9 protein-coding genes are annotated in these 12,356 nt (G+C 68.8%); 3 read left to right on the top strand and 6 right to left on the bottom strand.

The genetic code is table 11. The features are described from left to right. Window positions 1-11 precede the first annotated feature (11 nt). From U1E69_RS13535 to U1E69_RS13520, 4 genes are all read right to left on the bottom strand, one after another. Window positions 12-1,280 (bottom strand): HEAT repeat domain-containing protein, encoded by a 1,269-nt coding sequence (locus U1E69_RS13535; protein ID WP_322244901.1) that lies wholly within the window; start codon window positions 1,278-1,280, stop codon window positions 12-14. 90 nt (window positions 1,281-1,370) lie between these two features. Beyond that, window positions 1,371-2,393 carry a hypothetical protein gene (locus tag U1E69_RS13530; protein ID WP_322244900.1) on the bottom strand — a complete coding sequence of 341 codons (1,023 nt, stop codon included), beginning with the start codon at window positions 2,391-2,393 and terminating at the stop codon, window positions 1,371-1,373. 9 nt (window positions 2,394-2,402) lie between these two features. After that, complete coding sequence (locus U1E69_RS13525) at window positions 2,403-4,604, bottom strand: glycosyltransferase family 2 protein (RefSeq protein WP_322244899.1); 2,202 nt, start codon at window positions 4,602-4,604, stop codon at window positions 2,403-2,405. Next, window positions 4,601-6,808, bottom strand: coding sequence for a hypothetical protein (locus U1E69_RS13520; RefSeq protein ID WP_322244897.1), 2,208 nt, complete (start codon window positions 6,806-6,808; stop codon window positions 4,601-4,603). Before U1E69_RS13520 ends, U1E69_RS13525 begins: the two co-directional genes overlap by 4 nt. 95 nt (window positions 6,809-6,903) lie before the next feature. Between U1E69_RS13520 and U1E69_RS13515 the strand changes: the two genes are divergently transcribed. From U1E69_RS13515 to U1E69_RS13505, 3 genes are read left to right on the top strand one after another with little or no spacing between them, the layout of a single operon-like run. Next, a complete protein-coding gene (locus U1E69_RS13515; protein ID WP_322244896.1) occupies window positions 6,904-7,401 on the top strand; it encodes a hypothetical protein in 498 nt (165 codons plus the stop codon). Window positions 7,402-7,431: 30 nt separating this feature from the next. Then, window positions 7,432-7,728: a hypothetical protein gene (locus tag U1E69_RS13510; protein ID WP_322244895.1), complete on the top strand. Its 297-nt coding sequence runs from the start codon at window positions 7,432-7,434 to the stop codon at window positions 7,726-7,728. Continuing rightward, window positions 7,725-8,282, top strand: a complete 558-nt coding sequence (locus tag U1E69_RS13505) for a hypothetical protein (RefSeq protein WP_322244894.1) — start codon at window positions 7,725-7,727, stop codon at window positions 8,280-8,282. Before U1E69_RS13510 ends, U1E69_RS13505 begins: the two co-directional genes overlap by 4 nt. Here the strand turns inward: U1E69_RS13505 and U1E69_RS13500 are convergent. Both U1E69_RS13500 and U1E69_RS13495 read right to left on the bottom strand, forming a co-directional pair. Beyond that, entirely contained in the window at window positions 8,279-10,228 is a 1,950-nt protein-coding gene (locus U1E69_RS13500) for a hypothetical protein (protein ID WP_322244893.1), read from the bottom strand. The genes U1E69_RS13505 and U1E69_RS13500 overlap by 4 nt on opposite strands. After that, entirely contained in the window at window positions 10,215-12,287 is a 2,073-nt protein-coding gene (locus U1E69_RS13495; RefSeq protein WP_322244892.1) for a caspase family protein, read from the bottom strand. Before U1E69_RS13495 ends, U1E69_RS13500 begins: the two co-directional genes overlap by 14 nt. Window positions 12,288-12,356: the final 69 nt, after the last annotated feature.

The raw sequence follows: 12,356 nt of genomic DNA, 5'->3' as shown, positions 1-12,356 counted from the left end.
CTGCGCCCGGTCTACCATTTGCGGGTGAACCCCCTGGGCTGGGGCACCACGGCACCGCGCCAGTTCGGCAAGGGGGCGTCGGGGGCACGCACGGCAAGCTCCAGCGCCACGGCGCGCTGGTCCAGCTGGTAGGTCGCGGTGGTCTCGATCGGGGGCTGGATCGTCCAGGCGGGCAGGCCAAGGATATGGCGGGTGCCGGTCACAAAGCGGCTGCGGTTTGCCGCCAGCCAAGGGGCCAGCTTCTCGGGGTCGGGCCAGTAAAGCTTGGCCTCGATGAAGCTTTCCTGCGGGCACGAGGCGACGACCGGGTCGTCGGGGTCGTCGGGGAATTCGGCCAGTTCCAGCGAGTCAGCTGAAAGCCGCGCCCCGGTGATCCGGCAAAAGGCAGCGCCTGCGATCCGCGACATCAGCGGCTCGGCCATCTGATGCAAGAGCCAGTCCAGCGTGTCGGCTGCCCCCAGCGCCCCGGTCGCCACGATCCCCCAGCGTTCGGTCTGCCGGTCGGACATCAGCCGCGCGATGGCGGCCCGCGCGGCGCGGTCGTCCAGGATCAGCGGCAGAAGCTCGGCCACCTGCCGCGCCTCGCGGGCCGGAGTGGCGGGGGTCACAAGCGCCGCCAGGATCGCCGGAGCCGCGCGCCGGTCGCCCAGCAACGCCGCGGCCCAGGCGGCCCGGAAGCGCAAGCTGGGGTCCGGGCTTTCGGCCAGCCGGGCCAGGTCCGCGGCCAGGTCGGCGCGGCCCAGTTCGGCAGCAAGCTGCATGGCGCGGGCGGCGACGCGGGGGTCCCGGTGCGACAGAAGCGGCTTCAGGTGCCCCTTGGGATCGATCCGGCGCAACCCGCAGACGTCCAGCGCGATCCAGGTGGCCATCGGGTCGAGCCCGCCGATCCAATCGCGCATCCTGGCCGCCATCAGGTCGGGCGCGCACCACGACGCCGCCGCGCCAAGGGCCGAGACCTGATCCCAGATCAGCGCCTCGGACGGGGCGATGCTGGCCAGGGGCAGGTCGGGGCGGGCGTGCAGGCAGACGTGAAAGGCGGTGAAGACCTCACCGAATTCGGCAGCGGTGGCCAGCGCTTCCAGCGCCAGGTCCACTCCGGCCTCGCGGCCCATAACCAGCGCGTCAAGATGACCGCCCAGACGACATTCCAGATCGAAAAGTTCGACCAGGCGGAAGTTCGGGCCGTCCTGACCAAGCCGCAGTTGCGACGCGACGAAAGCGGCGTTTTCCGCATGCAGCCGCAAAATCCGGCGGTTGATCAATGGCGCGTTGCAATTCATCCGCGAATGGTCCCGGGAAGGGCTGCGATGGATGCAGCTTAGACCAAGCCGGGACAAATCCAAGCCCAGCTTTCCAGACCCGTCTCGCGGTTAGCCCGGTGGAGTCCAGTCCGGCTGCACAGCGGACATAAGGCTGTCGAAGGTCCGGGCCAACAGTCGTGACGGATCGGGGTCCAGCCGCAGCTTCTCCAGATCGGGCACTTCTGTGCGGTCGGCTTGCAGGTAAGCCTTGACGCCTTCGGGGACCTGGGTTGCATAGCGGGCAGCCAGCGCCGCCTGTTCCAGGGTGACCAAAGGATGAGTGTTGTCAAAGGCGATGCGATCGGTCTGCGCCAGGGCGTCCTGCAGCGGCTGACGCCAGGGCGGCGGGTCGTGGCGCAGCAGATCAAGCAGCAACGCCCGCGCCACGCGCTTTGTCGGATGGTTGGTCCGGGGTCCCGCATGACGGCCAAGAAGATAGACCAGCGCGGTTTCCAGGCCCGAGGGGCTGGGGTTCGCACGGCGGGTCGCAAAGGCCGGTGCGATCTGGCCCAGACCCAGAAGGTCGTCGATGAAGGCCGGGCCCAGGTCCAAGCTCTCGGCCTGTGCCTGGTCGTAGAGCGACAGGTGCAGGGCGCTGACCCCGAAGACATCGGCCAGCCGGTCCAACTGCCGCGCGGGCAGGATCGGGGCGAAGAAGGGCCTGTCATCGCGCTGGGCCACGCGGTCCAGGTATCCGGGAAAGGACAGGACCTGGCCGTGCTTCACAAGCTCGGCCCAATGCGAGGGCCAAAGCCGGACCAATCGGCGCAGCGCATAGGCGACGCGGAATGCCGCTTGCGGAAAGGCGCCCCGCAGGGCCGTCAGGCCGTCTTGGTTCAGCGCCGAAAGATGCTCGCACGAGATCAGGACGGTCCGCCATCCTTCGCTTTCGCGGGCCAGGTCCGCAAGTCCGGACGGGTCCCCGCGGAAGAGCGCTTCGGCAAGGATGGCGTGGCTGTCTCTGGTCCGGCCCGTCCGGGGATAGAGGATGCCGTGGCGGGCCAGAAGGTCGACATTCGCGCTGAACGCCTTTTGCAGCGCGGTCGTGCCGGTCTTGTAGGGGCCGACATGCAGGATGACGGTCGCGACCATCGCCCCCCCCTACCGGTAGCCAAGGTCGGCGGCGAGCGTCCGGGTGATGCTGCGCACCGGATTGGCCCAAGGTGCGGCGCAGATATCCGTCGAGGCGGAAGGCAGGAAGCCCTCCGCACCCCGCAGCACTGGCGGCTGCCAAAGCCGGACCAGCCGGTCGAACCAAAGGTCAGGGGTATCCAGCTCTTCGCCCCGGATCTCGGCATAGGCCGCGTTGCGGTCGACCGCCCAATGCCGGGCCAGGGCGATGCGGCGGGTCCAGTCCTCTGCCCGGCTGCGCTCCTGGCTGCGCTGGACGCCGCGGCCGTGCAGGCGCGCGGGATGCGACAGGACATGCAGGACCGGGCACATGCGGCGCATTGCCGGAAGGTCGGTCACCGCAACCGCGGCCACCCGCAATCCGGGCAAAAGCGCCGCGATCCGGGCCGCAAGGCTTGGGTCGCTGCGGTCCGACAGCAGGAAAACGTCGGCCCCCAGGGGCAGCGGCCGGGTTGCGGGCAGCGGTTGGGCTTGCAGGAACGGCAGGTGCCGGACAGTGGTCTCTTGCGCAAGAAGCCGCGGGTCCGGCGCGACGATCCGGAAGCCCTGCGCTGCCGCCCGATTTGAGTGCCAGTGGCGGGCGCGGTCGTCCGGGGCGAAGACCCGCGCCAGATACTGCCCCCGCAGATCGTCCAGCGACAGCCCCGGATAGTGGCGCAGTGTCAGGCGCGTCCCGGCAAGGCGGCCCGCGTCCCGGGTGACGCTGTGGCCGCCGGTCCGCAGCCAAAGGTCCAGACCGGCATCGCGGCGAAAGAGGCGCTGCTTGGGATCGTGTTCCTGCAGGGTGACCCGCGCGGTCATCGTGGCCTGGAAGGTCAGGGAATCGTGTTCCTCGTCCTCGTGCAGCGGAACGAAGAGCTGTTCATCGCAGGCAAAGGCCTGGGACCCGGACACGTCGGCCTGGGCCAGGGCATCCGCCAGTGTCGTGCCGGTGGGCGGGTCAAGGAACTCGTCGGCGTCGGCGTGCAGGACCCAGCCTGTTGTTGCAGCTTTGATCAGCTGCCGCTTCAGCCGCAACTGGCGCTGCAGGTCGAAGGTTCCGGTCCAGGGCTCGTCGATCAGCTTGTCGACCAGCCCTCCCAGCCGGGCGGCGGCGATGCTGCGGCTGGCGTCGGTCGAGCCGTGGTCGATGGCGATCACCCGGCAGCCCAGGTTGTCCAGGTGATCCAGCGCAGCGGCCAGGGTCAGGGACGCGTTGCGGAACGTCAGGATCGCCGTCACGTCGGTGCGGGCGTCGGTCCGGCGCGGCTGGGCGGGGGAGAGTGCCGGTCCGGCGAGCCCTTCGGCGATCTGGCGCTGGCGGGTGGGGTCGCGGGCGATGGGCAACCCAAGGCTGCGGTAGATCAGCCGCCGATGCCGGAACGCTGTGGGCCGGGTCAGGGCGACGATCTCTTCGTGCTTGCGCAGGTTCAACCCGATCAGGGCGGGCAGGGCGCGCGCGGGGATGGCCTTGTCGCGGATCAGGCGCCGCGACATCTCCAGCGCCGGAAACGCCCCCGACAGCCCCGTGGGATGCGTCGCGGCATGATCCTTGGCATAGCGCCACCAGGGTGTCTCTTCGCGGTAAAGGAGGGTCTGCGGCAGTGACAACTGTGGTCCTTCCGCCAGAAGCCGGACCATCAGATACCAGTCGAAGGCGTGGAACCCCTTGGGCGGAAAGGCCGCCCGCACGAGGTCGGTCCGTATCAACCCATACATCCGGGTGCCGCCGGGATGGGCCAGGTAGCGGCGGATCCGCCCCGCGGCGTCGCCCTTCAGAAAGCCCAGGTTCGGGATGGGCCGCTCTGCCGGACCGATGAAGGCGGCTTGCGGCAGGGCCGAGACGGCCGGTCCCGCTGCCTGCAGGGCCTGCAGGGTCAGGCGCAGGAAATCTGGATGCCAATGGTCGTCTCCGGCCAGCCAGGCAAAGAAGGGCGTCGTGGCCTGATCCAGCGGGACCTTGAAGTTCAGGAACCCCAGCCGCACCGGTTGCCGGATCAGCCGGATGCGCGGGTCCTCATCGGCCGCGCGCCGGGCGATCTGGTCGGTGCCGTCGACCGAGCCGTCGTCGCTGATGATCAACTGCCAGTCGCCAAAGGTCTGGGCGCGGACCGAAGCGATGGCCCGCTGCAGCGTGCCCGCGTTGTTCAGGGTCGGCATCCCGACCGTCACCTGGGCGTGGGCTGCGGTCATCCCGCGGCCTCGGGTTCGACGGGGCGGAAGGCAAGGATGCTGGCTTTGCGGGTCATCGCAAGCCCCTCCAGAAACCGCGTCGTCGGAGTGGCTCCGTTCGTCAGGCTGGCGGCTGTGCAGGCGGCGGCAATCCGGGTGCGGATGTCGGGGCGCAAGAGCGCGTCCAGGCCGCGGCGCAAGGCGTGGATGTCGTCGGCCCGCGCCGCCAAGGCGAGGCCCCGCAGCGCCGCATAGTCGGCCCGCAGCCACTGTTCATCCTGCTCGGGGTGGTCGTTGGCCACAAAGAGCGTGGGCAAGGCGGCGGCGATGTTCTCGTGGAACGTGTTGTAACCCGCCGAGGCGACCGCGAAATCAAAGGCGTTCAGGTGGCGCGAGATCGGGAAGGTGTCCAGCAGGCGGACATGCGCGGGCAGCGGCGTGGCGGTTTCGGAAATCCGCCAGCGGGCAAAGACGACCTGCAGATCGCTGCGCGGTCCAAGTAAGGGCTCGGCCAGATCGAACACCAGGTGCGCCGCGGTGCCGAAGTCAAAGTTGTTGCCCGCCCCCAGTTGCAAAAGCACCGCAGGCCGGTCCGGGTCCAGCCCCAGAAGGGCGCGCGCCGCAGGGCGGGGCAGGGCCTCGTCCCTGTCCAGGAAGCGGACTGGCGGGACCTTCAATCTGCGGTCGGTGCGATCAACCGTCGGTCCCCGGTCCACTGGTGCCGCAAGCTCGGCCGGTTCGATGACAACATCGAATTCCTTGCTTAGATCAAGCGCCTCGTCCCCCGTGCCGGGCCGCCACAAGGGCCGCCGCTGCCAGACGCGCCAGATCTGGGGATGCAGGTCCAAAGCGGCCAGCATGCCTTCGTAAGGGACATTGCCGTCGAAGACGAAAACCTCGGGGGCATAGTAGTCCAGGATTTCGGCCAGTTCGCCAGAGAGCTTGGCCGTCCAGACGGAATGCGGGATGTCCAGAGCCCTGAAATAGCACAGGTATTCGACAAGCATGCCCTCGTCGCGGACCACCCCGAAGGCCTTGCTCATCGTGACGATGACCGGCTCGACAGCCGGGGACAGGCGGCGGGCCGAGGCCATGCAGCGCGTCAGATGCCCCATCCCGACGCCGTTCGAGGTGAAATACAGCACGCGCGGCCGGACAATGTCGGCAGGGACAGCCTGCGACCGGGGCGGGCCGATCAGGGCGGCAACGCGGGCCACGGCGACGCGGGGACCATAGCGGTCCGCCACGATCCGACGCGCCCGGTCCGACAGGGCCGCCTTGGCCCCGGGATCGCGTTCCAGACGGCGGACATGGCCCGCGACCTCGGCGGGGGTGCAATAGACGGCGCCATTGCCGAACAGGTCTTCGAAGTGCGGCGGCAGCAGGCAGACGAGGCCCGAGGCCATCGCCTCAAGGATCGACCGGCCGAAAGCCTCGATCCAGCGGGAGCTGTGGAAATACGAAAAGTAGTCCAGACTGTGCAGGAAGTCGCGGGAAGGCATCGCGCCAAAGGGCAGCACATCCCAGTTCGCCGGCCTTTCGCCCACGATCCCGTCCAGCGCCTCGGAATAGCCCAGAAGGCGCACGGCAAGGTCCGGCGTGTCGGGATAGGCGGCCAGGAACGTGTCGCGGGTGTCGGGCCATTTCGCGATCTCGGGCCGACTGTGGCGGCCGATCACCGGAATTTCGCGGGGCAGGGAAGGGTGGTCGGCCGTCCAATCCTGCGGGTCGATGATGTTGACCCAGTCCTCGGGCGTCATCGGGGGGGGTGACACCCGTTGCTCCAGGCTGGCGCGCACCTTCGGGCCGACCGGGGCCCAGGTCACCGGGCCGAACAGCGCCTCGGCCAGGGCGGCCACTTGCGCCGTGTCATATTGCGCGACCCCCGCCGCATCGACCGCCGGGTGGTGCACGATCATCAGGCTGCGGTGGCTGGTGACGCGGGGCGGCACGGCGGGAAGCCGTTCGAAGACCGAGGGATGGTGCAGCAGCGTCAGTTCCGCCGTCACCGGCTGGCGCGGGGGGACGAAACGGGCCAGCCCGGTGTCGGCCAATGCGCTGATCTCGGGGTGGATCGGCCTGAGATCGGACAGTGGCCCGGTGGCAATCGACAGAAGGCCAAGCCGGTATCCGGCCGCCGCCAGCGCACGCGCTTCCGAGGCGATGGACGTGGACGTGCCGCCAGGAAACCGGAAGTCGCCTACGATAAGAACGTCCACCTGCATTCTTGCTGCATCCCGGTTTCGGCGTCACAGTCCTTGCACACCGGCATTGCACACCGGTTGGCGGTCCAAGCCAAGGGGCAAGAGGGGGGCAAGCGATGTTCAGGCGCATTTCCAGGGCGCTGGCCGCCGGACGGCAGGCCGCACGCGCGCCCGACGGTGCACCCGATGCTGCCCCCAGCCCGGTCAGCTGGGCGCTGGTCCATGTCGGTGACGCGCGTGACCTGGTGCCCCGTCTGGCAGCACACCGGGCCTTCTGCCTGCGCCGCGGGGTGCAGTGCCTTCTGGTGGCCGACGACATTCCGCAGCTTTGCGTCACCTCGCGCGAGGTGCGGTTCGAGTTCGTGCCCTGGCCGGCCCGTTCGGCGCTGTTGGTCCCCGGCGGACATGCCGCTGCAGTCGATCACAGCTTTCGGCGTCTGGGCCGGGTCTTCGACTTCTGGCAGGTCGTCGGCTGCGACTGGGACGGCGAAAGGGCGCAGGACCTCTTGCGGGTTGCACCCGGCTGGGCGCATCCGGCCATCCTTGCGGCCCGGTCCAGCACAGGGAACACTTCTCAATCACGGGAACTCATGCTACCGTCATCAGGCAGGTAGACCGTCCCTCACATGGTTGAGAGGTTGCGCATGGCCCGGGTTTCACGACTTGCGTCGTTCTGGAAAGCCTTCTTCATGGCGCTGATGGGTGGCACCTTCGCCTCGGCCGCCACTCGGGGCGAGGTCGAGGCCTGGGAAGCCGCGCTGAAGCAGAACACCCCCGACGCCTTCTATCTGTATCTCAGTCTTTACCCCGCCGGAGACTATGTCGACGAAGCGGTTGCGGCACTGGGCAAGCTGGGGGCAATCGGCCAGCCGCGGGCGATCACTCCCGTCGCCCCGGCACGTCCCAAGGCCCCCCGGACCGTAGGAGCGCCCTACCAATGAGATGGACCGTCATCCTTGTCCTGGGCCTTGGGCTTGCCGGTTGCGTCGGCACCGCGCCGGCCGAGGACGGGCTGTACTACACCGCTCCCGCGACAAAGGGCGTCGACTTCGTGGCCACCGACAAGGACCCCGCCGCGGTCGCGATGATCCTGCGCGAGGCGGGACTTGGGACCGTCCGGGCCGGGGCGACCTCGGTGACGCTGTCCTCACGCGATCTGCGGCTGATCGATTGCGGCACCTATGTTCAGGTCGCGATGGGCAACCGTGCCGAGTTTCCGGCCACAGCACCCGAGGCGGTGCTGATGGAAGGCTTCACGACGCCCGGCCTGATCCAGCGGGCGGTTGATAGCAGATCGACGGTCCGCCTGACCCGCGCGGCTGACGGCTCGGGCTACGCGATATCCGAGGTGCATTCGGTCACCCGGCGCTATCAGGCGCTTGGCAGCAGCGCGCGGTCAAAGGCGACCGTGGCCTTTGATCAAGGGTCGGCGGGGACCTTCACGAACGGAAGCCTCTGCCGGTCTTCGGGTCTGGTCGCGACCCTGCTGCGCTAGCGGCCGACCGGGTCATCCCCCCAGATCGACCGCGCCGCCGCATGAAACAGTGCCGCTTGCCGCTGCCGGGTCGGTCCCAGACCGGACAGCGCGTTGGCGGTGGCCACCCAGGCCGCGCGCGACGCCACGAGCGGCAGCTTGCGCTTCACCGCGCGGCTTTCCGCGGCGGACCAGACCGGGACCTCGGCGTCGGCCTGCAGCTCAAGCTGGCGGGCCAGGCTGACAATCTGCGTGTCCAGCGCCTGCGGCGACCGTGTGGCAAGCTGCTGCAGCTCAGGTCCCCGCGGCACGTGCCCAAGGCGGGCGAGAAGGCTGCCGAGGACCCAGTGATCGCCGAACGGGGCGTCCCGTCCCAGGGTGGCCAGGACGGGCGGCAGGTCGGCCAGGGGGTCGGCCAACCCGCCCTGCAGGGCTGTCGCCGCATCCTGAGGCGGCGGCAAGCTGCCAAGCACCAGCGGCAGGACCGCAGCGGCGGGCTCTGCCAGCCGGTCGGCTCGGGTCAACCGGATGCCGCGCGGGCGCGGCAGGCCGGTGACGGGACAGATCGACAGGTAGCCAAGCACCGTCCCGGCCGAAACCAGGGCCGGGTCCGGCACATGCAACGCCGCTTGCGGCAGAAGCGTCACGCCCTTGTCCAGCGCCAGGCACAGGGTAGCGCCGGTCGGCCGCGTGGCACCCTTTGCGCCGGGCCGGACCAGGGGCAGTTCTGCCGCCAGCCGCGCCGTCGGCAGATCGGCCCCCTCGGTCCGCAGGGCCTGCAACCGGGTCTGCGCAGCGGCGTTGCCCAGCCGGGCCGCGACGGCCAGATGCCAGGCGGCGCGCGCAGGATCAGGGCTGGACGGGCGTTCGAGCAACCTGCCCAGGTTGAAATGCGCAGCCGGATGGCCCTGGATCGCTGCCTGCTCCAGCACAGCGCGGGCCACGGCCTTTGCTTCCGGTGTCCGTGCCGCAGCAAGCAGCCGAACCCCAAGCGCGTCCAGACGGGCAGGACGGACGGGAGAGGCCAGAAGGTCCGTCCGCGCCAGCGCGCCCGACTTGGCGGCATCCAGTTCAGGCAGCTCCGGCCCGCCCAGATCCGAGATTCTGCGGGCCAGTTCGGCCAGATCAGCCTCAAGCGCCGCCCAATTCCAGGCCACCCCCTCGTTGGACCTGGGTCTTCCGCGCTGGAACCTCGGCTGAATCCGTTGGGTCCAAAGCTGGCTTATCGCGTCATGGTCGTTGATCTGCCGCAGGTCCCAGTCCGGCCAAAGGTCGGCAAGCGCCATACCCAGCCGCGCGCCATAAAGCATCCAGCGACCGTTGAGCGCCTGCCGACCGACCATGCACCAGATCATGATCAGTCGAAGAAGGTCGGATTCGGACTGCCAGCCCGCCTTGCCTTGCCGCTGGGCCGACTGCTCGGCCAGGCTGCGCAGGAAGGCTGTCTCGCGCAGACCGGCCCGAAAGGCGTGGAAGGCCGTCGCCGCCGGATCGGTTCGCACCGCGCGCTCGGGCATGGTGACCTGGGCCGACTTGCCGTGCCGGATCGCCGCCACGTCGTGATCCAGGGACAAGGTGCCGTCGGGCGCGGCCTCGTGGGTGCGCATCTCGGCAATCAGTGCCTTGGGCCACAGCTTCACGCAGCCGTTGCCGCTCCACAGCCCGTTGACCACATTGCGCGCCAGCCAGTCCAGGCGGAAGTTGCCGGTCAGCAGGGACGCGTCCACTGGCGCATCGGCCAGGGCCGGGCTGATCCGGGTATCGGCGTCGACCGTCACCACCCAGTCGCCCGGGACCGCTGCGGCGGCGGCCTTGTGGCAGGCGTCCAGCCCCTTGACCCCATGCACCCGGACCGCGCGTGGGAGGATTGCCTTCAGGTCCAGCCAGTTCCGGTCGGCCCAGGGTTCGTCGTAGGACAGGAAGACCGCAGGAAAGTCACGCAGCCGCGCCGTGTCATTCGCTGACAAGGTTGAAGTCCAGAAGCCCGTATTGTGCGATCCAGTCGGCGGCGATGGTCTCTCCCGCCGCTGTCTGCTCGGGCGTCATCTCGGCCGTGACTTCGGCGATGCGGGCCTGCGCCTCGGCCAGTTCTTCCTTGGAATCGATCGTGTCGCGCAGGATCGCCGCCTCACGCGCGATGATGTAGTTGGCAAGGGCCTCGGGCAGGTCTGCCTTGCCCCCCGCACCCTGGCGAAGCATGTCGCCGATGCGGATATAGGCGCCCAGGTAGTTGCGCTGCGCCGACAGCCGGTAATAGGCCAGCGCGGTCTTGAGGTCCTGCTTGACCCCCAACCCCTCCTGGAAGGCGCGGCCAAGCTGGAAGGCCGCGAAGGGGTTGCCCTCGTCGCTGGACTGCACCAGCCACTGGATGCCGGTTTCCCGGTCCTGCTTGACGCCCTTGCCACGCAGGTAGGCGATACCGATCAGGTTCTTGGCGTCCGAGCTGCCAAGGACGGCGGCCTGCCGGTAGTAGTCCAGCGCTTTCGCCTCGTCGACTGGCACACCAAAGCCCTTGCGGTAGAAATCCCCGTAGGCGACGAAGGCGTGCGAATGGCCATTCTGCATGGCCAGCCGCAGCCAGCGCTGGGCTTCGGGGTAGGACTGTTCCACACCCCAGCCTTCGCGGAAATAGACCCCGGTGACCATCTGCGCCTGGGGCGAGCCCAGAAGCGCCCCCTTGCGCGCCGCCTGGAAGGCGCGGGCATAGTCCGGGGTCACGCCAATGCCCTGCCGGTAGAAGCTGGCGACGCCCAGATAGGCGGTCGGGTTGCCCAGTTCGGCCGCGAGTTCTGCATAATGCAACGCCTCGTCATAGCGGTTCGCCAGCCGCAGGACACGCGACAGGATGCCGACCAGCCGAGGGTTTTCCGGGTCGTTCTTCACCGCCTCGACACAGGCGCGCATCGCGGCGCGGGTGTTCACCAGGTCATGCGGCACCGGATCGGTCACCGCCATGACATCGCCGACGCCGGTCGCCAGCAGGTCGCAGGCCGTGACCTCGGCCATCAGCCCATCCGGGATCTCACGGCCCGGCCCGTCGACCTCGATCTCCATCAGCGGGAAGTCGGGGGCGGGTTCGGCCTCGATCAGGACCAGCTGGCGTTCAGCAGCCTCGGCCAGCTGGTCCTGCGGGAAAAGGTCCAGGAATAGCTGGAAGTCGCGTGGGTCGGCGCTGGCCGCCACGGTCAGCCAGGCGGTGGTCGACAGATCGATCTCGCGGCCCTTGACCAGGTCCACCAGCGCCGCGGGAGCCGTTCCGCTGCGCGGGCTGATCGGGATCGGCGTGCGGGTGTTGTCGATGTACCAGGGCATCTGCGCCCCGCCGGTGGCCAGGCGGACCCGCGCGCGCACCAGGCGCAGCACGTCGCGGATGTCCGCCTCGGCCCCGTCCAGCGCCGAGGCGAGTGCGGCGGTATAGGGGCTGTTCACCCCAGTCCCGTCAAAGGCCACCTCACCCGGCGCGGTGGAATAGGCGATGATCGTGTTCGCGGGCGCATCGACCAGGGCCAGGCCGGTGCCCGCTGCACTTTCGCCGGGCAGGGGCGAGTTGCGGCAGGCGTCCAGGATCACGACCAGGCTTTTCGTGCCCATCGCGTTGATCCGCGTCACCACCGCATTGACCGAGATCGCCTGCTCGCGCAGCGGTGTCGACCGGGCCGGATCAAGGTCCGAGGGCAGGATGAAGTTCTCGCCATCCAGCTGGATCGCGTGACCGGCGAAATACAGCAGGCCGATCTCGGCGTTGCGCTGTTCCGTCTCGATCAGCTCGATGGCGCTGTCGATCTCGCCCTTTGCGGCGTTCTCAAGGTAGTAGACCTTGAAGCCCTTGTCGTTCAGCGCTGCGGCGATCGTGCGGGAATCGTTCAGCGTGTTCTTCAGCGAGGCGATGCGGTCGCTGTCATAACTCGCGATGCCCAGGACCAGCGCCCAGCGGTCCTGCGCGTGCCCTGCGACTGCGGTCACCAGGACGCCGGCCATCACCAGGATCGCCCGCAGCAGCATCAGGAAGGGAAACCCTGTCGTCATGGACCTACCTGACCGAGGGAGGGGTCGGCAAAACAACATCTGTATCAATCAAGCCAACCTTAGCATATT

Origin of the sequence: Tabrizicola sp., from assembly GCF_034366665.1 — a bacterium.
Classification (GTDB): domain Bacteria; phylum Pseudomonadota; class Alphaproteobacteria; order Rhodobacterales; family Rhodobacteraceae; genus Tabrizicola.
Note: the sequence above shows the minus strand (reverse complement) of the source record. Positions and strands in the feature narration are given on the sequence as shown.